16 protein-coding genes are annotated in these 21741 nt (G+C 62.0%); 11 read left to right on the top strand and 5 right to left on the bottom strand.

What is annotated here, in order from left to right; genetic code table 11:
- Nucleotides 1-139: 139 nt before the first annotated feature.
- Nucleotides 140-397: a hypothetical protein gene (locus ACSV9I_RS08360; protein WP_156318697.1), complete on the top strand. Its 258-nt coding sequence runs from the start codon at nt 140-142 to the stop codon at nt 395-397.
- Between the two features lie 139 nt (nt 398-536).
- Here ACSV9I_RS08360 and ACSV9I_RS08355 read toward each other — a convergent pair whose 3' ends face one another.
- Nucleotides 537-677 carry a hypothetical protein gene (locus tag ACSV9I_RS08355; protein ID WP_438328335.1) on the bottom strand — a complete coding sequence of 47 codons (141 nt, stop codon included), beginning with the start codon at nt 675-677 and terminating at the stop codon, nt 537-539.
- 157 nt (nt 678-834) lie between these two features.
- Between ACSV9I_RS08355 and ACSV9I_RS08350 the strand changes: the two genes are divergently transcribed.
- The 5 genes from ACSV9I_RS08350 to ACSV9I_RS08330 all read left to right on the top strand — a co-directional run bounded on the left by ACSV9I_RS08350 (nt 835) and on the right by ACSV9I_RS08330 (nt 4576).
- The gene (locus tag ACSV9I_RS08350; protein ID WP_438328333.1) at nt 835-1446 is read left to right on the top strand and encodes a hypothetical protein; all 612 of its coding nucleotides are present in this window, start codon (nt 835-837) and stop codon (nt 1444-1446) included.
- 208 nt (nt 1447-1654) lie between these two features.
- Complete coding sequence (locus ACSV9I_RS08345) at nt 1655-2947, top strand: Hsp70 family protein (RefSeq protein WP_438328332.1); 1293 nt, start codon at nt 1655-1657, stop codon at nt 2945-2947.
- A 61-nt stretch (nt 2948-3008) separates the two neighbouring features.
- Nucleotides 3009-3923, top strand: a complete 915-nt coding sequence (locus tag ACSV9I_RS08340) for a uracil-DNA glycosylase (protein ID WP_438328331.1) — start codon at nt 3009-3011, stop codon at nt 3921-3923.
- A gap of 142 nt (nt 3924-4065) precedes the next feature.
- Nucleotides 4066-4254 carry a hypothetical protein gene (locus ACSV9I_RS08335; protein WP_438328330.1) on the top strand — a complete coding sequence of 63 codons (189 nt, stop codon included), beginning with the start codon at nt 4066-4068 and terminating at the stop codon, nt 4252-4254.
- A gap of 163 nt (nt 4255-4417) precedes the next feature.
- Nucleotides 4418-4576: a hypothetical protein gene (locus ACSV9I_RS08330; RefSeq protein WP_438328329.1), complete on the top strand. Its 159-nt coding sequence runs from the start codon at nt 4418-4420 to the stop codon at nt 4574-4576.
- A gap of 61 nt (nt 4577-4637) precedes the next feature.
- Here ACSV9I_RS08330 and ACSV9I_RS08325 read toward each other — a convergent pair whose 3' ends face one another.
- Nucleotides 4638-5534 (bottom strand): hypothetical protein, encoded by an 897-nt coding sequence (locus ACSV9I_RS08325; protein WP_054160457.1) that lies wholly within the window; start codon nt 5532-5534, stop codon nt 4638-4640.
- A gap of 327 nt (nt 5535-5861) precedes the next feature.
- Between ACSV9I_RS08325 and ACSV9I_RS08320 the strand changes: the two genes are divergently transcribed.
- Nucleotides 5862-7106 carry an MFS transporter gene (locus ACSV9I_RS08320; protein WP_438328327.1) on the top strand — a complete coding sequence of 415 codons (1245 nt, stop codon included), beginning with the start codon at nt 5862-5864 and terminating at the stop codon, nt 7104-7106.
- 10 nt (nt 7107-7116) lie between these two features.
- On the opposite strand, the gene ACSV9I_RS08315 is transcribed toward ACSV9I_RS08320, so the two are convergent.
- Nucleotides 7117-8055 carry a DMT family transporter gene (locus ACSV9I_RS08315; protein ID WP_438328325.1) on the bottom strand — a complete coding sequence of 313 codons (939 nt, stop codon included), beginning with the start codon at nt 8053-8055 and terminating at the stop codon, nt 7117-7119.
- Between the two features lie 280 nt (nt 8056-8335).
- Between ACSV9I_RS08315 and ACSV9I_RS08310 the strand changes: the two genes are divergently transcribed.
- The 4 genes from ACSV9I_RS08310 (at nt 8336) to ACSV9I_RS08295 (ending at nt 16620) form a co-directional block, all read left to right on the top strand.
- The gene (locus ACSV9I_RS08310) at nt 8336-9445 is read left to right on the top strand and encodes a methyl-accepting chemotaxis protein (protein WP_438328324.1); all 1110 of its coding nucleotides are present in this window, start codon (nt 8336-8338) and stop codon (nt 9443-9445) included.
- Between the two features lie 248 nt (nt 9446-9693).
- On the top strand, nt 9694-12342 hold the full coding sequence (pepN, locus tag ACSV9I_RS08305; protein ID WP_438328322.1) for an aminopeptidase N: 2649 nt from the start codon (nt 9694-9696) through the stop codon (nt 12340-12342).
- A gap of 261 nt (nt 12343-12603) precedes the next feature.
- On the top strand, nt 12604-14958 hold the full coding sequence (locus ACSV9I_RS08300; RefSeq protein ID WP_438328321.1) for a PAS domain-containing sensor histidine kinase: 2355 nt from the start codon (nt 12604-12606) through the stop codon (nt 14956-14958).
- A gap of 168 nt (nt 14959-15126) precedes the next feature.
- Nucleotides 15127-16620, top strand: a complete 1494-nt coding sequence (locus tag ACSV9I_RS08295; protein WP_054160451.1) for a flippase — start codon at nt 15127-15129, stop codon at nt 16618-16620.
- Between the two features lie 73 nt (nt 16621-16693).
- Here ACSV9I_RS08295 and ACSV9I_RS08290 read toward each other — a convergent pair whose 3' ends face one another.
- On the bottom strand, nt 16694-18628 hold the full coding sequence (locus tag ACSV9I_RS08290; protein ID WP_438328320.1) for a methyl-accepting chemotaxis protein: 1935 nt from the start codon (nt 18626-18628) through the stop codon (nt 16694-16696).
- 115 nt (nt 18629-18743) lie between these two features.
- Complete coding sequence (locus ACSV9I_RS08285) at nt 18744-21701, bottom strand: bifunctional [glutamine synthetase] adenylyltransferase/[glutamine synthetase]-adenylyl-L-tyrosine phosphorylase (protein ID WP_438328318.1); 2958 nt, start codon at nt 21699-21701, stop codon at nt 18744-18746.
- Between the last annotated feature and the right edge of the window lie 40 nt (nt 21702-21741).

The raw sequence follows: 21741 nt of genomic DNA, 5'->3' as shown, positions 1-21741 counted from the left end.
CTCGGAGCCAGGCGGCAGTTAGCCGCCTCGGCAACCATCCAATTCGAGATCGTTTATTTAGTTATCACTAAATTTCTAGTGACTGCATCAACGACATGGCAAGGACAGGGGGCGTAATCATGCCTTCGCACTCCTTGCCATGAAGGTATTTGATATGCTCCCCGCCGGACATGATGACCGGTTTCCGTCACTTTTCGACGCGTCACCCCTCGATGATCCTGGCGATGAGACCGGGATTGCGTCATTGCGCGCATCACGCCCCCTGATCTTCATGCCCCGACTGTTTGTCCAGGGTAGGATTATCGGCCATCTCCTGCCGATGATTGCGACCACGGAAGAGGCGCATCTGGGAAAGGCGTCCCGCACCCTGCTCGCCCATGCCTATGACGAGATGTAAGGAAACCCCTAATATTTGAGTGGATGTTGATTTAAAGCCCGCAATCGAAACTGACAGTGCCTCAAGAATTTCCGCGTATGTCCACAAGCCAATGCTAATTTTTGGACCTACGATTGATGCTTCTCCCGATTCTTACCGGTCAGCCGCGCGACACGACGAGCTCAACCGGCAGCACATCCACCAAGCCACCATCGAATCCCACGCCAGCACCGACGCCAACAACGGAGCCGGTGGCGGAGCCATCTTCAGGCTCTAGCCCAAATACGGACCCGAGCGACATCGACGACGGCACCTATCAGCCGCCTGTCGCCGAGGACAGCGGGGCCGAAACAGCAGTCTCAACCGAACCCGAGGCGACCGCTCCACCAGAAGAGCCGGCCCCCGCGGAGCCTGATGCCGCACCGGTAGATGATGAAGCAGCGCCAGTGGAATCTGAAGTGGTCCCGGACGATTCACCGGCAGAAGACACCAGCGCCGACGCGTCGGTTGCCGAGGAGCCCGCCCCTGCCCCCGCCCCTGGCGAGGATAGCGCTGCGGACGAATCGATCGATGCGAATGCGGCTTCGGATGACGTGGCCGTCGACGAGGCTGGCACCCCACCGGATGAGCCGGCAGCAGACCCCGTCGCCTCCGATGCACCTCCGGAAACCGAGGCCTTGTCGCCCGAACCTGTCGTCGTCCCCTCGCCGACCACCGGCGATAGGCCGGTCGCGGATGCCCAAGCCGAACTGCAGCCGTCCCGTCGGCGCGCCGCGGTCGATGCGATCGAAGCGGCGGCTCTGGCGGCCTATACTGGCGGAACGCAGCGCAACGACGCCTCGGCACAGCTTCGCGAACAGCTGCAATCGCTCGTCGCCATCGAACAGAATCGCGGCCGCGACCGGGCCGTCGATGCGCTCCAGTCGCGGCTCGTTTCCGGCCTTCTCGATGATCTGGCGAAACCGGACGATCAGCAATCTTCCCGTCTGCTGGCCAATGCCCCTGAGCGCTCGGCCGAGACGGCAGGCGCCGCTGTGGAGCGCGCGGTCAAGGCCTATCGCCAGGTCTGAGCCAGCCGTTTTCATGCGCGCAATCATCAGGGTCCGCCGGAATGCGGGCCCTGTTTTTGTCTGCGGTCGCCGCCATTCCTTCCGCCAAGGCTTGCCCTTCGCGATCCCCTGTGGCATCAGGCGCCCTCTTCGAAGGCCGGCCCTGACCGGCGGTTCTGCCGGTTCGTCCGGCCCACCTCACATCGTCAGACGACAGAAAGCGACGGCCATGGCACAGGCGCTCGGACTGGATTTCGGCACAACCAACACCGTGATGTCGGTAACCAGCGAACAGGATGAAACGCGCTCGGTCTCCTACACCTCGTCGGCGGGCACAACGGATAGCATGCGCACAGCGCTTTCCTTCATGAAGGACGCACAGCTTGGTGCCGGCGTCCTCAAGGTCGAGGCAGGCCAGGCCGCCATCCGGACCTTCATCGACAATCCCGGCGAATGTCGCTTCCTGCAGTCGATCAAGACCTTTGCCGCCTCGGCCCTGTTCCAGGGAACGCTGGTGCATGCACGGCGCTTCCAGTTCGAGGATCTGATGGAAGTCTTCCTCAAGCGCCTCGAAGCCTATGCCGCAGATGGCTGGCCGGGGGATGCGAAGCGTCTGGTTGTCGGCAGACCGGTGCATTTCGCCGGTGCCAGCGCCGATCCGGCGCTCGCCACCACGCGCTACAACGAAGCGCTGACGCGGCTTGGTTTTCCAGAGATCCACTATGTCTATGAGCCGGTGGCAGCAGCCTTCTATTTTGCCCGCACGCTGAAGCAGGATGCGACCGTGCTCGTTGCCGACTTCGGCGGCGGCACGACCGACTTTTCGCTGATCCGGTTCGAAACCGAAGGCGGCAAGCTGAAGGCAACCCCGATCGGTCAATCCGGCGTCGGCATTGCCGGTGACCAGTTCGATGCACGCATCATTGATCAACTGGTCGCCCCCGAGATCGGCAAGGGCAGCCAGTTCAAGAGCTTCGGCAAGCTTCTTGACGTACCGAGCAACTACTTCCTCGCCTTCTCGCGCTGGAACCAGTTGTCCGTCTTCAAGACGATGAAAGAATTTACCGACCTTAAGTCGCTTGTGCGTCAGGCCATGGAGCCGGAAAAGCTCGAGCTGTTCATCGACCTGATCGACCACGACGAGGGTTATCCGCTCTACCAGGCCGTCTCGGCCGCCAAGATGGCATTGTCCTCCGCCGAAGAAGCCGAATTCCGCTTTGCCCCTCTCGGCAAGGCCGGTGAAAAGCGCGTGACGCGGGCTGCCTTCGAAAGCTGGATCGCAGACGACATTGCCAGAATGGAAGAGGCACTCGACCAGGTCCTCACCTCGACCAACACGGAGGCCGGCAGCATCGACAAAGTCTTCCTCACCGGCGGTACGTCTTTCGTACCGGCCGTGCGCGACATTTTCCGACGTCGCTTTGCCGAGGACCGGATCGAGACCGGCGGTGAGCTCGTCTCGATCGCTCATGGTCTCGCCCTGATCGGTGAACGTGACGACATCGCCCAGTGGGTGGCCTGAGCACAGGCCAGCCGTCGCTTTCCATTTGCCTTGCAGTGGCGGTTGGTTTTAGAACAGGCGCATGATCCAGGCCCGAGACATGACGCCCGCCGAACTGGCAGCGCTTCTGCATTTTCATGCAGATGCGGGCGTCGAATGGCTGCTGGAAGACGATCCGATCGACCGGATTGCCGCCTTCGCTGCCGAGAAGTCGGCACGGCAGGTCAACCGCGCCCCGGCAGTCACAGGTGGCCCCTCGCCCGCATCGGCACAGGCGCCGTCCAGAGCAGCCATTGCAGGCCAGGCAGAGCGCAACCTGTCGCAGCCGGATCGCCAGCCGGCACGGGCACAGCCCGCTCAGGGCTCGACATTGCCCGCCATCCCCGATGAAAATGCGGTCGCTGAAGCCCGCTTTGCCGCCGAAAGCGCACGTTCTCTGGCCGAATTGAAGACCGCAATCGAGAGCTTTGCCAGTTGCAACCTGAAGACCTCGGCCCGCTCGACGATCACCGTTGCCGGAGGCGGCCAGTCCGGCATCATGATCATCGGCTCGATGCCAAGCGCCGATGACGACCGGGAGGGGGCTGCCTTTTCCGGCCGTGCCGGCTTGCTGCTCGATCGCATGCTCCTGGCCATTGGCCAGACGCGCGACAATGTCCACATCACCACCGTCATCCCCTGGCGTCCGCCCGGCGACCGCATGCCGTCTCAGCCGGAGGTCGCAATCTGCCGGCCCTTCATTGAAAGACAGATCGCGCTCTGCGAGCCGAAACAGATCCTTGTTCTTGGCAATTTTGCCGCGCGCTACTTTTTCGGCGAGACCGGCACCATCCATGCCCTGCGTGGAAAATGGCGGGAAATCGGCGCTGGCGGCCATGTGGCGCCAGCCATTGCCACCCTGCATCCGCAGGAGTTGCTGAACGCCCCGAGCAGCAAGGCGCTTGCTTGGATGGACATCAGCGCCTTTTCGAGGCGACTTTTGGGTGAAACTGCCTAGGCAACGGGCAATTTGACAGCAAGATGACGGGAGACCTGCGTCGGCCGCATGGCAGAAGCGCATTCCGTCACCTTGCCGAATCCATGCTGCACTGCGATATTGGCCTGGAGTGTGGGAGGAACGCCTCAAAAGGAACGACGCCGTGAACCTTCGCACCCGCCCCATCCACTGCAAATTCGAGACGCTGCGTCTTGCGGGCGAAGCCGGGCGCGTCAATGCCCCTTATCATCGCGCGGGGATGACCGCGACTGAGCAACTGACAGCCCGCTGCTCCGCGCATATCGGCCGGATCGCTCGCCCCGCCTCCCCCTTCCTCGACCGCCACCTCTGACAGGCTCATCATCGTCGAATTCCCGGCGTCGGAGAGGACCGGCCGAGCCCGACTTGCGGGCCGCGCATATCAGCCCTTCCGCATTGTGCATTGCATCAAAAGTTCATGCGTGAACATTTATCACCATCGAACGATCCATGCACCGAAAGCAGAGGAGCACATCATGGCACTCCCCTTCCATCCCGTCCGCAGCCTTCGCCGGGCAATGAGCCAGATCGAGCACGCCATCAGCGCCTCGGCTGGCCTTTCACAGGCCGCCCGGCACCGTCAGGTCGCGCTTGAGCGTGGCGAGACACCAACTTCGCGGCCGATCGAGTTCTAAGATTGGACGTGATCGGCTTCAGCTCCCGCTCGGGCGGCGCATGACCGGAGAGGCCTGACCGTCAGGCCTCGCGTTTCGCGCTTCTGGGTGGCTCGCGCAGGCCGAGCCGGACGGGGCCGCACACCGCCTCATAGGCAAAGTCGACGATCGAGAATTTGATTGCCTGCCAGCGGCAGTACTCGACCAGAAACTCGTGCTTCAGCACGTAGTTTGCGCGCCCTTCCTCTGCCAGATCGAGGCAACCGATATCGACGGCTCGGCGCAACAGGCGCTGGAGGTGGGTGCGGGAGATCATGAACTGTTCGGCCAGGCTGCGCGCATCCAGACGACCAATCGGATAGCCGCTGATCGATGGTTCGAACTCCATAGCCCGGCAGACAAGCTCATCCATCACCAGACCGCCAGCCTCGGTCCACAGGAAGTGTGCCACGCGCGCCGGCGGATTGCGCCAGGCTGGATCATGGCATGTCCGATGGGCAATTTGCGGCTGGATCAGGCGAAAGAGTTCCGGCTTCCCCATGACCTGCGGTGCGCGGCCGCCGCCATCCAGCTCGTCGAGCAGGCTGAGATTGGTGATCAGCCACTGGAACATGGCACGGAGGCTGATCTCCGTTGCCTCATAGCGTCGCGGTCGACGACCAGGATCACCGGCTATACGGACAAACTTGTAGCTCAACAGCTGATCGAGATAATTCAGAACCGTGTTGCGGCTGGCGGCATCGGTCGTGGTCACGATTTCGCGCAGATTGGTCGTGGTCAAGCCACTGCCGGGCTGGCCGGGATCATATTCGAGGTCAAGCGCGAGCGCGGCCTGGCTCAGCAGCCAGCGCTGATGCGACGCCAGCATGCGCGCCAGTCGTGGCGCCATATCGAACTGTCCACGCAGGCTCGCGGCATAATCCCGCAGGCTTGAAAGGTAGTGCGGATGATCGACAATTTCGGCAACGGACAGCGACATCAGATCCCCCTCAGGCACAGGCCGGCAAACGCCGGCACCGGGCGGGCGTTTCCCGGCAGGCACCCTGCCGGTTGCATTGATATCGGTCTCGCTTCTGTGGCCGAAGCAGCATGAGCACCTTTCGCGAAGACCATGGCGCCTTGCCGTGGCGATGGAGTGTGATCTTTGCCAACCTAAACGAAATTGCTGCAGCTTTTCAATTCATTATTATTGCAAACAATCCACAGTCCCGGTACCCGACGTTATTTTAACGTAGCAGGTCGTATTCCAACCCTTGATGACGACGTTTTTCCGGGCAAACTCCGGCAAGCCGCCTGAGGAGACAGCATGATATCCAGCCTCGCATCCATCGCAACCCTGATGCTCTCCACACTGCTGATGATGGCGGGCTTCGGGCTGATGGGCTACATGCTGCCAATCCGCTCGCTGGCGGAAGGCTGGTCGACCCTGATCATCTCGGTGATCGCCACGGGCTATACCTTCGGCTTCACCCTGTCCTGCATTGTCACGCCGATCTTCGTGCGTCGCGTTGGCCATGTGCGGGTCTTCGGCGCGCTCGTCACCTTGCTCACGGTGTCGATCCTGCTGTGCTCGCTTGTGGTCGAATGGTGGGCCTGGATGATTTTCCGCGGTCTTTCCGGCTTTGCCATCGCCGGTGCCTATCTCCTGATCGAGAGCTGGCTGAACGAGCGGGTGACAAACGAAAATCGGGGCGCCCTGTTTTCCGTCTACATGGTCACCTGCCTCGTCGGCTCGATCGGCGGCCAGTATATCGTGCCGCTCGGTGACGTGAACGGGCCGGAGCTCTTCATCATCTGCGCGTTGATCTTCTCTGTGGCTCTGCTGCCTGTCGCCTTGTCGACGGCGCAGTCGCCCTCCCCGATCGCCGAGGCGCGTTTTGATCTCAAGCGGCTGCTGCGCCGCTCGCCGATCGCGTTTTTCGGCTCGCTGCTTTCGGGCGCCCTGTCCGGCACCTGGGGCAGTCTCGGCGGCGTTTACTCCCAGAATATCGGCATGAATACGGCACAAGGTGCGACGCTGCTCGCCGCCTTCCTGGCCGGTGGTGCCATCTCGCAGGTTCCGATCGGCAGGCTCTCCGATCGCATGGACCGCCGTAAGGTCATGATTGGCGCCGGCCTGTTCGGCGTCGGCGCCTGCCTTGCCATGATGGCCTTCGACAGCAACCAGCCGACCGCGATTTACATCGCTGGCTTCTTCGTCGGCGCCGTGCTCTATCCTGTCTATTCGCTCAATGTCGCCCATGCCAACGATCTCGCCGAGCCGCATGAATATGTCACGCTGTCGAGCGCAATCATGATCCTTTATGGCCTTGGGACCGTCACCGGCCCGATCATGGCGGGCTCTCTGATGCAGGCATTCGGCCCAAATGGTCTGATCTGGTTCCTCGGCACAGCCTTTGCCCTCTATGCCGGTTATGCGGCATGGCGCATGACGCGCCGTCGAAGCGACATCAACATGGCCGACAAGACAGACTTCCAGGCCGTCATGCCCTCGATGCAAGGGGCGGATGCCGCTTCGCCTCTGCATGACGCGTCTGGCGAAAACGACTGAACCATTCGGATTAGGTCGGCGGCCCTGAAGCCTTGCGCGCGGCGCGGCGCTCAAGGCCAAGTTGGTGCTCGCGGAAAATGATGAAGATGCCCGCCGACACCACGATGGCAGCGCCGATCAAGGTGGTCGACGTCGGCACTTCAGAAAACAGCCAGTAGGCAACGCATGAGCCGATGATGATCGAGCAGTATTCGAAGGGCGCAATGGTCGAGACATCGGCGAAGCGATAGCTCTCGGTCAGCAGGATCTGACCGACACCGCCGAAGAAGCCGGCCAGAACCAGCAGCATCAGCGCCTCATTGCTCAGCGTGACCCAGCCGAAAAACCAGGTCAATGTTGAAAGAAACGCGGCCAGGACCGAGAAAAACAGCACAATGGTCGGCGTTTTTTCCTCCTGCACCAGCTGGCGGACCTGCAGCATGGCACCCGCCCCCAGCGTGGCTGAAACAAGCACCGCAATGGCACCCACGGCTGCCTCCGATCCAAGCCCCTCGGATCCCAGGAGACTGAGCTTCGGCACAGAGATGATCAGAACCCCGACAAGGCCGATGACGACGGCGGTCCAGCGGTAGAGCCTGACGGTCTCCTTCAGGAAAACGGCAGCGAAGACGACGGCGATCAGCGGCATGGCATAGCCAATGGCAATCGCATCCGGCAGCGGCAGCTGCACCAGCCCATAGAAGCCAGCGCCCATGGACACGACACCAATCAGACCGCGCTTGACGTGGCCGAGGGGATTGTTGGTCTGGATTGCCTGCCGCAGCTCACCGCGCCAGGCGAGATAGGCGACAACCGGGAGGATGGCGAAGGCCGAGCGGAGGAAGGTGATCTGCCCAGGTGGGATACCCGCGCCGGCGAGTTTGATGCAGGTCGACATCCCCACGAAGAAGAAGATGGACGACACCTTGAGCAGGATGCCGCGAAGCGGGTTCTGATCGGGAAATGCCATAAAAGGACAACTGCTTGTCAGGAATTCAAAAGAGGCGAAGCGGCAAACGCACAGACTCACTTGAACCAGCAGCGGTTGACCTGACGAACCGTTGCACTTCACCGGTCATCAGACAAGTCGAGATGAAACCGAATGCACCCAGAAATGCACGGAGAAACCTGGTTTTCTGGCCATCTGCCGTTAACCAGCCCTTCAATGCCTCAGTCGTATTTTGCGAAAAATTTAGCCAAACGGCCAACGTGCCGCCAATTTCATCAAATGCTTTCAAGACGGGGACGATATGACCCAGACCCAATTGCAGATCGCTTCAAAGGCGGACATCCCGGCAACGCCGAGATCGATGCGGATCGTCACCGAAAGCATCGGAACTGATCTGGAGGTCTTCAGCGCAGACAATACCCAGGTCGTCCGACAGATCAGGCTTCTGGCCATCAATGCCCTGATCGAGGCGGCCAGGGCCGGAGAAGCGGGTAAGGGATTTGCCGTCGTCGCCAACGAGGTGCAGCGCCTCGCCCAGTTGGCCGCCGATATCTCCGACCGTTTCCAGCAGGATGTGCTGGGCCGTATCGGGCTCAGCCGCAGCATGGCGGATGCCCTGGTCACCGAGATGGAAGGCGCAAGGCTCACAGATCTTGCCCAGACGCTGGTGCAATTCATCGTCCGCAATCTGTTCGAGCGCACCGCCGACGTCCGCTGGTGGGCAACCGATACCGCCCTTTGGTCCGCGCTGGAAACGCCCTCGGTGGAATCGTCCAGCCATCTGGCCAGCCGTCTTGCCGTGATCAATCGCTTCTACACCGTATACCTCGACCTCGTGGTGACGGATATGAACGGCCGTGTCGTCGCTTCGGCCAATCCCCACTACCAGCGCCGATTAAAGGAACTCTCGCTGGCATCCGATCCCTGGTTCCAGGCGGCCCGCAGTTGCCGGAGCGGAGACGACTACATCGTCGACACCGTCAAGCGCAGCGCCTTGCATGACGATCGCGACGTGCTGGTCTATGCCACGGGCATCCGGGCCGGCGGAAAGTCGGATGGCGCAATGGTCGGCACGCTCGGCGTCTATTTCGACTGGCAGGCCCAGGGCCAGGCCATCGTCGAAAAGGAAGCCAATCTGCCGCCGCAGGTGGCAGAAAAAACCGAAGTCCTTCTGCTTGACGGCAGCAATATGGTGATCGCGTCCAATCGCCCGGAGCGCGTCTACACCCATTTCCCCCTCCAGAACCCGAAGAGCGAACCGCGCGGCAGCTATTATGACAAGGGCGGCGCAATCGTCGCCTTTGCCAAAACGCTTGGCTACGAGGATTACGATGGCCTGGGCTGGTCCGGTGTGATCATCCAGCAGGCGGAGCGTGACGAGACGATCCGCGCTCAGCTGAAGCTGAAATAGACAGAGCTGGATAGATTTGCGTACGATCGGGCGAAGTTGAACGCGTGACTATTCTTGGGCAGGGCACCAATGACGCATCTGCGACCACGAAACCACGGATTATTTCGAAAAGCTCATCGGCAAATTCGATTGTGTTTTAACAATCGTTCAGGAATTGCTGCAATGATCGCGTGGATTTTGGCCCGGTCCGGGGCAGTCTCACTCAGACTGCATCACTGCGGCCCACCTTGAAGCGACCAGGACATACAATGCGCACAGACACGGGCCGGATCGTTCATCTGGCAGACTACCGCCCCACTGACTTCGTTCTGGAACGGGTTGATCTGACCTTCGAACTGGACCCGACGGAAACCAAGGTGGAAGCGCGCCTGATCTTCCATCGCCGCGAAGGCGTCGATCCGAAGGCTCCGCTTGTCCTGGATGGTGACGACCTCACCATGACCAGCCTGCTGTTCGACCAGATCGAGATGGACCCGGCGCGCTATACGGCCCTGCCCGAGAGCCTCACCATCCGCGACCTGCCGGAATCGACGCCCTTCGAGATCACCGTCGTCACGATGATCAATCCGGAGGCCAATACGCAGTTGATGGGGCTTTATCGCTCCAACGGCATTTACTGCACGCAGTGCGAGGCCGAGGGCTTTCGCCGCATCACCTATTTCCCCGACCGGCCGGATGTGCTTGCCGTCTACACGATCAACATCATTGCCGATAAGGCCGCCAACCCGCTGCTCTTGTCCAACGGCAATTTCCTGGGTGGTGCCGGCTTTGGCCCGGACAAGCATTTTGCCGCCTGGTTCGACCCGCATCCGAAGCCGTCCTATCTCTTTGCACTGGTCGCGGGCGATCTCGGCGTGGTCGAAGACACCTTCGTCACCATGTCGGAGCGGGAAGTCACGCTGAAGATCTATGTCGAGCATGGCAAGGAGGCCCGTGCGGCCTATGCCATGGACGCATTGAAGCGTTCGATGAAGTGGGATGAAGAGGTTTTCGGTCGCGAATACGATCTCGATATCTTCATGATCGTCGCGGTCTCCAACTTCAACATGGGGGCCATGGAGAACAAGGGCCTCAACGTCTTCAACGACAAGTATGTTCTGGCTGACCCCGAAACCGCCACCGACCAGGACTATGCGAATATCGAGGCGATCATCGCCCACGAGTATTTCCATAACTGGACCGGCAACCGCATCACCTGCCGCGACTGGTTCCAGCTCTGCCTGAAGGAAGGTCTGACGGTCTATCGCGACCACGAATTCTCGGCCGACATGCGCTCGCGCCCGGTCAAGCGGATCGCTGAAGTGCGCCACCTGCGCTCCGAGCAGTTCCCGGAAGATGCAGGCCCCCTCGCTCATCCGGTCCGCCCGACCAAGTATCGCGAGATCAACAACTTCTACACGACGACCGTCTATGAGAAGGGCTCGGAAGTGACCCGGATGATCGCGACCGTTCTCGGGCGCGACGGCTTCAAGAAGGGCATGGATCTCTATTTCGAACGCCACGACGGTGACGCATCGACGGTCGAGGATTTCGTCAAGTGCTTCGAGGATGCCACCGGCACCGACCTCAAGCAGTTTTCGCTCTGGTATCATCAGGCCGGCACGCCCCAGGTCACCGTCTCCTCGGCCTATGACGCGACAGCCAAGACGCTGACGCTCTCGCTCGAGCAGATGGTTCCGGCAACGCCCGGTCAGGCTACGAAAGAGCCGATGCACATTCCGCTGCGGTTTGCGCTTCTCGGCGAGAATGGTGCCGAACTCACGCCATCCTCCGTCGAAGGCGGCAAGATCACGGCCGATGTTCTGCATCTGACCGAACGCGCCCAGACCTTCACCTTCTCCGGCATCGGCGCCCGTCCGGTCGTGTCGCTCAATCGTGGCTTCTCTGCGCCGATCACCCTGCATTTTGACCAGAGCAGTGCGGACCTCGCCCATATCGCCCGCCATGACAGCGACCATTTTGCCCGCTGGCAGGCCATCACCGATGTGGCGCTGCCGGTGCTGACCTCTGCCGCACGCGCGGCACAGGCGGGTACGGCGATCACCGTCGACCAGGCCCTCATCGACATCCTCGTTGCGGTTGCCGCAGACGAGGCCCTGGAGCCAGCCTTCCGCGCCCAGGCCCTTGCATTGCCGAGCGAGTCCGACATCGCCCGTGAACTCGGCAGCGACAATGATCCCGATGCCATCCATGCCGGCCGGGAAGCCGTGCTTGCGGCCGTCGCCAAAGCGGGTGCCTCGGTCTTTGCAACGCTCACCACCACCCACGCGACAGCCGGCGCCTTTTCGCCGGATGCGACCAGTGCCGGTCGCCGCGCCCTGAAGAATGCCGCCCTGACCTTCCTGTCGATCGCAGAAGCCTCCCCGGCGCGTGCGGCAGAGGCCTTTGCCAAGGCCGACAATATGACGGACCTTGCCCAGGCGCTCAGCGTGCTTGCCCATCGTTTCCCCGAGGCCTCCGAAACGGCAGCGGCACTTGCCGCCTTCGAACAGCGGTTCCGCGAGAACCCGCTCGTCATCGACAAGTGGTTTGCCATCCAGGCGACCATCCCCGGCGCCGGTGCGCTCGACCGCGTTCGCGCCCTGATGGAGAGCCCGCATTTCGACGCTGGCAATCCGAACCGGGTGCGCTCGCTGGTGGGCAGCCTTGCCTTTGGCAATGCGACGGGCTTCAACCGCAAGGACGGCGCTGCCTATAGCTTCTTCGCCGAGCAGATCCTCGCGATCGATCCGCGCAATCCGCAGCTTGCCGCCCGCCTTCTGACCGCGCTTCGGTCCTTTGGCATGCTGGAACCGGCCCGCGCGGCCAAGGCCCGGGAAGCGCTGATGACGATCGAGCGCAGCGATACACTCTCGGCCGACGTCCGTGACATCGTCGACCGCATTCTCAAGGGCTGAGCCCCCTCTCCGCACGTTCTGCAAGGCGCCGCCAAAAGCGGCGCCTTTTGCGTGTCAACGGCCCTTTCGCTGCTTTCGCGCATGCTGATTTTACATCAGTTTCAGCCGCTTGCCCTGTGCACCGCAAAAAAAGCGGATTCCGATTAAGGGCTTAAGACTTTCTTTACCCTGCCCGTCTGGACAAGAAGAATCCACCATGATTCCTTGGGGTCAGATTCGCGCGAGCGGCGCGTCGAATCACACGAGGACAGAGGCGGGAAGATGTTGAACGCGCGGCGGGTTACCGCAGCCGATGAGCGGTTGCGCATCAATTTTTGGGATGTGGGTACGCATTTTGAGAATCTGAGGCGGCGACTGGCGGGGGCGCCGCATCGGCCGAAGCACGAGAGCAGCACGCGGCAGCCAAGCCTGGTCGAAACCGTGCTGCGCCGGCTGATCCCGGTTCTCATTCTCGCCTTTCTCGGCGTGGTCGCCATGGCCCGTACCGCCGGCATTGTTGCCGAGTATAATCGCATGGAAGGCGCCGTCCGGCTCCAGACCGCGCTGATTGCGGCAACCGCCGACGCGTCTCTCTCCGGCCGGGCCGATCTCTTTGCCAACCGCGACCGGGCAGGCGCCCAGCAGGCCTTGTCGGCCCATCTGCCGCGCGAGATTGCCGATGCGGGCGTCTTCGTGCTGCTCGTTGATGGCAGCGGCCGCGTCTTTGCCTCCTCGCCGGGTGCCGAGGCCCAGGTCGGCCTGATGCTCTCGGCCATTCTGCCGCAAATGCTGACGATCCCCAATGTCGGCGGCAAGACCGCCGTCGAGACGAATTTCGGCGGCAGCCCGCATTACGCTGTCATCAGCAGTGTCGGCACGGATGGCGCGCTCATCCTCGTTGCGCATTCGCTCCATGACGTCGATGAATTCTGGCGCCGCGAGCTTTCGCTCAATGTCACCCTCTTCACCGGCGTCTCCCTCATCCTGCTGGTCATCCTCTACGCCTATTTCTACCAGGTGAAGCGGGCGCGCGAGGCGGACGACATCTTCCTCGAGTCCAATCTGCGCGTCGAAACCGCGCTGACCCGTGGTCGCTGCGGCTTGTGGGACTTTGACCTCGTCAGCCGGCAACTGATCTGGTCGCGGTCGATGTATGAGATGCTCGGCCTCAACCCCTCCTCCGAACCCTTGAGCTTTGCTGAAGCAGCCCGGCTCATGCATCCCGATGACGGCAACCTGTTTTCACTGGCTCGTACCCTCAATCGCGGCCGCTCGCGTCATATCGACCAGCTGTTCCGCATGCGCCATGTCCAGGGCCACTATGTCTGGATGCGTGCCCGTGCCCAGATCATCTCGACCGCAACGGGCGGCTCGCATGTGATCGGCATTGCCATGGACGTGACCGAGCAGCATCGCCTCGCCCAGCGCTATGCGGAAGCCGACCAGCGGCTGGCCGATGCCATCGACTGCACGTCGGAAGCCTTCGTGCTCTGGGACAAGAACGACAAGCTCGTTACCTGGAACGGCCATTTCCAGAAGGTCTATGGCTTCCCGGACGACGTGCTGGTTCCGGGTACCGAACGCTCCGTCGTCTTGGCGGCAGCTGCCAAGCCGATCATCCAGCGGCGCATTGCCAATGCCGATGACGGCACCAATTCGCGCACCTCGGAAGTCCAGCTTGCCGATGAATGCTGGCTGCAGATCAATGAGCGCCGCACCCGTGACGGCGGCCTCGTCTCTGTCGGCACCGACATCACGCTTCTCAAGCGTCACCAGGAACGGCTGCGCGATCAGGAACGCAGGCTGATGGCCACCATCGGCGACCTCTCTGCCTCGCAGAAGATCCTCGAGCGCCAGAAGACCGAACTGTCCGATGCCAACGAGAAGTATCTGGCCGAAAAGCAGCGCGCCGAGGCCGCCAACAAGGCGAAGTCGGAATTCCTTGCCAATATGAGCCATGAGCTGCGTACACCGCTCAACGCCATTCTCGGCTTCTCGGAAATCCTGCTTGCCCGCATGTTCGGCCCGGTCGGCTCGCCGAAATACGAGGAATATGCCAAGGACATTCACGAGAGCGGTAAGCACCTCCTGAACGTCATCAACGACATCCTCGACATGTCGAAGATCGAAGCGGGCCAGATGAAGATCCGTTGCGAGACCATCGATCTGTCCATGTTGATCGAGGAAAGCATGCGCCTGACAGCCATTCCCGCCGTGGAAAAGAACATCACGGTCGAGCAGCGCGTGGCGCCTGGCCTGCAGCTGGCGGCTGACCGGCGTGCAATCAAGCAGATCATGCTCAACCTTCTGTCAAACGCGGTAAAATTCACCAATGACGGCGGGCGCATCGCGCTTCGGGCACACAAGGTCGGCGATGCCGTCCGGCTGACCATTGCCGATACCGGCATCGGCATCCCGAAGAATGCACTCGGCAAGATCGGCAATCCCTTCGAGCAGGTGCAGAGCCAGTATGCCAAGTCGAAGGGCGGATCGGGTCTTGGGCTTGCCATCTCCCGCTCGCTGGTGGCGCTGCATGGCGGCTCGCTGCAGATCCGCTCCTGCGAGGGCAAGGGAACGGTCGTTTCCCTCCTCATCCCCGACGCCATGGTCTTCCAGACCGTCCGCCGGAGAGCATGACCCGAGAACATCAGGCCATGGGGGTGCCGCAGGTCGCCGGTCTTCACCGGTCGCTAACCCTGCGGCACGGTTGGCGCCTGGCGATCAGAGTTCCGTAACCGGATTGCGCCAAGACGATTGAGACAAGACAGGCGGCCCGATTTGCCGCGCGACAGAGCAGGACCCCTGATGGCGACGGACGCCAAGCCACGCAATCGGCTCTACATCAATTTTCTGGTCAACCTGATCGGTGCCGTCGCGCCGATCCCCGTGCTGATCCTCACCGTCCCGCTTTATATCCACCATGTCGGCGATGCCCGTTACGGCGTGATTTCGCTGATCTGGGTGATGATCACCTATCTGAGCTTTCTGGAGCTCGGCCTTGCCCCCGCCACGATCAAGGCGCTGGCCGGCATTGACCTTGCGGATAAACGCGAACGCGCCCGCGTCATCGTCACATCCTTTTCCATCAATGCGACGATGACCTTCTTCGGCGCCTTCCTGCTCTATCTTCTCAGTTCCTACATTGTCGGCAGCGTCGTTGAAGTGCCGGTAGAGCTTGAAGGCGAGATCAAGACGGCCATGCCGTGGATCGCGCTCCTTCTACCGCTGGTGATCCTCAACGGCGCGGGCATCGATACGCTGGAAGCCCGCGAGGCCTTCAAGCTTGCCAATGTCCTTCAAGTCTCCGGCACGATCTTCGCGCAGATCCTGCCACTCGCCTTTGCGATCTTCATCTCACCCGATCTTGGAACGGTCATTCCCGGCGCGGTGATTGCTCGCGTCATCCTGATGGTCGCGATCATGATCGCGATCCGCTGGCTGGAAGGCCCGATCCGGATCACCGATTTCGATCCCCTGCGCGCCCGCAAGCTTCTGTCCTATGGCGGCTGGGTGACGATTTCCTCGATCCTGTCGCCCATTCTCGGCTCGCTCGACCAGCTGATGATCGGCCGCTTCTTCGGGGTCGCCACGGTCACCTATTATTCGGTGCCGCTCAACCTCATCACCCGCAGCCAGATCCTGCCCGGCGCGATTTCCCGCGCCATCTTCCCGCGGCTGGCCAGTTCCGAAGCCGATGACGCGTCCGCGCTCAGCGCCCGCGTTCTGATCGTCACCGCCCTTCTCTATGGCGGCGTCTGTGCCTCGACGATCCTCCTGATGGACCCGCTGCTGACGCTCTGGCTCGGAGATGTCTTCACCGACAAGGCAAGCCTGCCCGCCAGTCTGCTGGTCTCGTCGATCTGGTTCAACGCGCTGATCTTCGCGCCCTATTTCCTGCTGCACAGCCAGCACCGGCCGGACCTGATCGCCAAGCTGCATCTCGGCCTGCTCATTCCCTTTGCCGTCGTCCTCATCATCCTGACCAAGGAGTTCGGCCTTGTCGGCGCAGCCACGGCTGCCATCCTGCGCACCATGGTCGATTTCGGCGGCCAGCTGGCGCTGAGCCGCATCCTCGGGCGCGTCTTCCTGAAACTCACTGTTCCGGCTGCCATGCTGGCTGCTGCAACCCTGCTGCATGCTCTTTACGGTACGCACTGGGTGCTGATGCTGGTGTCCACCTGCCTGGTCTGGCCGCTGATCGCCGTCATCCTGTTCTTCCAGGACCGCGCCACCTTCGATCTCCTCCTCGGCATTGCACAAAAGCCGATGAAATATCTCGCGTCGCGACGCACCGCCTGACATCGTCACCCACAAGCAAAACGGCCACCCCGATTGGGGTGGCCGCATCCATTTCCATCGTGCGTGGGCGAGATCAGAACTCTTCCCAGCTGTCGGGTTTTGCGGCCGTCATGCCCAGTGCGCCTGCGACCTTCTTGATCATCCGGCGGGCCGGAGAGGCGACTGGCTGATGTTCGGCAGCGGCCACGACCGGCTGACGGGTGGTCGCCGGGCTGCCACTGCCAATCTGGAACTGTCCGATCAACTGGCGCAGCCGGTCCGCTTCCGACGCGAGCGAGGCGGACGCTGCGGTTGCCTCTTCGACCATCGCGGCATTCTGCTGCGTGGTCTGGTCCATCTGGTTGACCGCCGTATTGACCTCGGAGAGAGCGACGGACTGCTCGCGGGCCGACGTTGCAATCGCGTCGAGCTGGCCGTTGATGGCGATCACATGGTCTCCGATGATCTTCAGCGAGTCACCGGTTGCCGTGACGAGCCGGACGCCGCTATCCACTTCCTGAGCGGATTTGCCGATCAGTTCCTTGATCTCTTTTGCCGCCTGGGCCGAGCGCTGGGCGAGTTCGCGCACTTCCTGGGCAACGACCGCAAAGCCCTTGCCGGCTTCACCGGCGCGGGCCGCTTCAACACCCGCATTCAGCGCCAGCAGGTTGGTCTGGAAGGCGATTTCGTCGATCACGCCGATGATGTTGGAAATCTGGCTGGACGAGCTTTCAATCCGCTGCATCGCGTCGACTGCATTGGCCACGACTTCACCGGATTTCTTCGCCGATTCCGTTGCCTTCATGGCCATGCTGCGCGCGTCTTCCGTGCGCTTGGACGAGTTCTGAACATTGGTGGTGATCTGGTCCAATGCTGCGGCTGTCTCTTCCAGCGAAGCGGCCTGTTGTTCGGTCCGCTTGGAGAGGTCTGTTGCACTCTGGCTGAGTTCACGCGATCCGCCATCGATGGCGCTGATCGACTGGGAGACAGCGCCGAGCGTGCCGCGCAGCTTGTCCACGGCCGTATTGAAATCGGCCCGCAGATTTTCGAAGTCTGCCGCGAAGGGCTTGGACAGCTGATAGCTCAGATCGCCATCGGAGAGACGCTGCAGGCCTTCGGCGAGACCCTCCGTCGCTTGCGCCATCTCGATGACGCGCTGACGATCGGTCTCTTCCTGGCGAACCCGCACCGCCTCGGTCTGCAGACGCGCAGCCTCGGCCTCGTTTTGCTGTTCGCGCGCCCTCAAGCCATTATCCTTGAAAATCTGGACAGAGCGGGCCATCAACCCGACTTCATCCCGGCGTTCGGTGCCCGCGACGTCGACAGAGAGATCTCCCCCGGCCAGCACGGCCATCGTATCCGACAGCGCACGGATCGGGCGGACCAACCAGCCGCGAATCGCGACAAAACCGACGCCGAGCACGAGCACGATGCCGACAATCACCCCGATCAGCGTATTGCGCGCGGTCGCTGCCGCCTCCTCAGAGAGAAGCGTACTCGTCGCGGTTGCTGCCTCGCTCATCTTTCCGGTCAATTCGGTGAATTTCGGCGAGATATCGGCGAATTGCGGTTGGCACTGCTGCAGGAACAGGGTCTGGCTTGCCGCCACCGCCTGCTCGTCGGTCGCAGCCCGTGCGGCCGAAATCGTCGTGGCGCAGGTCTCGTCGACGATTTTTAGCACGGCCGCCTTGAGCCCGGCGATTTCGGTATTGGACGGCATCGTCTGAGCGGCGCTGTCGATAAACTTGACGAAGCTCTCCTTGGCCGCAAGAAATTCCTTCTCGGAGCTCTCGTTGAGCTCCTGGCTGCGCGACATCAGAAGGCTGCCAATGGCGGAGCGCATGTTCTGCATCGCGCGATTGGCGCGGGACAGGTCGAGTGCCGCGCTTGCTTCGCCGTTGATCAGGCGGCTGTAATTGCTGTCAATATTGCGGAGTTGACCGCCCGAATAAAAAGCCGCCCCAAGCGCAAAGACGCCAAAGGCTGCCATGATGGCGATGAATTTGCCAACAATCGGTATGTTCTTCATGTCCCAAGTCACCCTATCCCAGCGCGGCCTTGCCCGCGCATCTCCGTGATAGAGGGAACTATCCAACGCTTTCATTAATTAGGTGTTACTTATATCGGCGCTGGCCGATATGTCTTCATTGTCTGGCAACCACCCGCAGGAACACCTTGCGCACGGCCTTGGACAAACGCTTCACCTCCGCCTCCGTCGTTTTCAGGTCGGGGCATTCGGCCGCCCGCGTCACGAGATCGATCAGACCGGCCGGCACTGCCTCAGGGTCGAAGCCGCCGTCGATGCACAGCCGGATGACCTGGGAGAGATCGGTATAGAGCTTCAAGGCTGCCAGGCACGTGTCGCGGTCATTCGGGTCGATCAGATCGCCAAAACCCTTCAGCGCATCGCCCGTCGACAGCCCATTGGTCCGGACCGGCCGCCCCTGTGCAGGGGCCACCAGTGCCAGGTATTGCGCGATGAATTCAATGTCGATCAGCCCGCCCGGGATCAACTTCAGGTCCCAGCTGTCCTTCGCCGGCTTTTCGTCCTCGATCAGCTTGCGCATCTCGGCCACGTCTTTTGCAACGACCGCTTCATCGCGCTTGGCCGCGAGGATCTCGGCAATGATCGCCTCCGCCTCTTCGATGAGCCGCTCGTCGCCGGAGATCATCCGCGCCCTCGACAGGGCCATATGTTCCCAGGTCCAGGCCTCCTCGCGCTGATACTTGGCAAAGGCCCGAAGCCTCGATGCCACCGGCCCCTTGTTGCCGGAGGGACGCAGCCGCATGTCGACCTCATACAGCACGCCCTCGGCAGTCGGCGCCGACAAGGCCGCAATCAGCCGCTGCGTCAGGCGGGTATAGTAGCGCACCGGATCAAGCGGTTTGGCGCCATCGCTTTCCACCGCGTCGTCGTCGTGTTCATAGAGCAGGATCAGGTCGACATCCGAGCCTGCGGTCAATTCGAAGGAGCCGAGCTTGCCCATGCCCGCCAGCGCCACGCAGCCGCCCGGAACCCGGCCATGGGCGGCTTCCATCTCGGCCACGACCGCCTTCAGCGCCTCGTCGATCACGAGACCGGCAAGGTCGGTAAAGGCATGGCCCGCCTGCCCACCAGCGATCGAGCCGGTCAGCAGGCGAATACCAATCAGGAAGCGCTGCTCGGCGGCAAAGATGCGCAACCGGTCGAGGACTTCCTCATAGTGCCGCGCACTTGAAAGAAAACTCTTCAGACGACGGCCAAGGTAATCTTTGGTGGGGAGTTCGACCAGAAGCGCCGGATCGAGCATGCCGTCGAAGACATGCGGTCGCGCCGCGATGATCTCCGCCAGCCGCGGTGCCGCCGCCATGATCCGGACGATCAGATCCAGAAGCGCCGGATTGTTGCCCAAGAGAGAGAAGAGCTGGATGCCAGCGGGCAGCCCGGCCAGGAAACTGTCGAAACGCAATAGCGCCTCGTCTGCCCTTCGGCTTTCCCCGAAGGCCTTCAGCAGGCTCGGCGTCATCTCGGTCAGCCGCTCGCGCGCCTCCACGGATTGCGTGGCGCGGTAGCGGCCGTAATGCCAGGTGCGGATGACGCGGGAAATATCCTCCGGCCGCTCAAAGCCGAGACCGTTCAGCGTCTTCAGCGTGTCGGGATCGTCCTTCTGGCCGGTGAAGACGAGATTGCCGGTCGCAGTCGACAGGCCCTCTTCCTTCTCGAACAGCCGGGCGTAACATCTCTCGACGGTCTTCAGCACGGCTTCCAGCCTCTGCGAAAACTCTGTCGTGTCGATGCAGCCCAGCATGAAGGCAATGCGCTTCAGTTCGGCTTCCGTCTCCGGCAGAACATGGGTCTGCTCGTCATGCACCATCTGGATGCGATGCTCGACGTCCCGCAGGAACCAGTAGCACTGCGTCAGATCCTCCGCCGTCTGCGGATCGACCCATTTCGCGGCGGCCAGCGCGTGAAGTGCCGCTTCCGTAGCGCGGATGCGCAGGTCCGGCATGCGTCCGCCGGCAATCAGCTGCTGGGTCTGGGCGAAGAACTCGATCTCGCGAATGCCGCCACGACCGAGTTTGACATTGTGGCCCTTCACCGCGATTGCGCCATGGCCCTTATGCACATGGATCTGCCGCTTGATCGAGTGGATGTCGGCAATCGCCGCATAGTCGAGATATTTGCGAAAGACGAAGGGCACAAGCTCGCGCAGGAAGCCTTCGCCAGCCTTCAGGTCCCCGGCCACCGGCCGCGCCTTGATGAAGGCCGCACGCTCCCAGTTCTGCCCCCGGCCTTCGTAATAGATCAGCGCCGCCTCGACGGGAACGGCAAGTGGCGTCGAGCCCGGATCGGGTCGAAGCCTGAGGTCCGTGCGGAAGACATAGCCGTCGCCGGTGCGTTCCTGCAGGATGCGCACAAGCCTGCGCATCATCCGGCCATAGGTCTCCATCGCATCCTCGGGATCCTTGAGGATGCCCGCGTCCGGATCGTAGAAGACAACGAGGTCGATGTCGGAGGAATAGTTGAGTTCCCGCGCGCCATGCTTGCCCATGCCGAGCACGATCAGCCCGCTGCCCTCTGCCGGCTGCGCCCGATCCTTGATGACAAGCTTGCCGCCATCATGGCCCGCCAAAAGAAGATGGTCGATGGCGGCCGCAACGCTGGCATCGGCCACGGAGGTCAGCCAGTCCGTCGTGTCGCGGGCGGTAAAGATCCGGGCGAGATCGGCAAGGGCGGTGAAGAAGGCGACCTTGCGCTTGGCGCGCCTCAGCCGCGCCATGACCTCGGCCTCACCAGGGGTCAGACCCGCCTCATCCGGCCGCCAGGCATTCCGCGCCTCGGCAACGGCCGCGTCCAGCATCGGCTCAAGCGGCGCCTCCAGCGCTTGCAGAAGCAAAGCGGGCTGCAGACTGGCAATATCGCGCAGATAGGGGGAGAGCGTGAAAGTGGCGAGCAGGAAGCTCCGCAGGGGGCCGTCAACGCCGACATGGTCGGCAAGTCCCGGCTCCTGCTTGATCAGGTCCTTGAGGAGCGCCGTTGCCGCCTTCAGTTCCGTCTGGTTGAGCGGACGGATCACGCCCTCCGCCACCTCGGCCAATCGTCTCGCGCGGTCGTGCTCCATGCCGGTCTCCCTCCCTGAGGCGAGACCGTCCCCCGAATCT

The organism is Rhizobium sp. G187, assembly GCF_051549525.1.
Lineage (GTDB): Bacteria > Pseudomonadota > Alphaproteobacteria > Rhizobiales > Rhizobiaceae > Allorhizobium.
The sequence above is the reverse complement of the archived record's forward strand: the minus strand, read 5'-3'. Positions and strand labels throughout refer to the sequence as shown.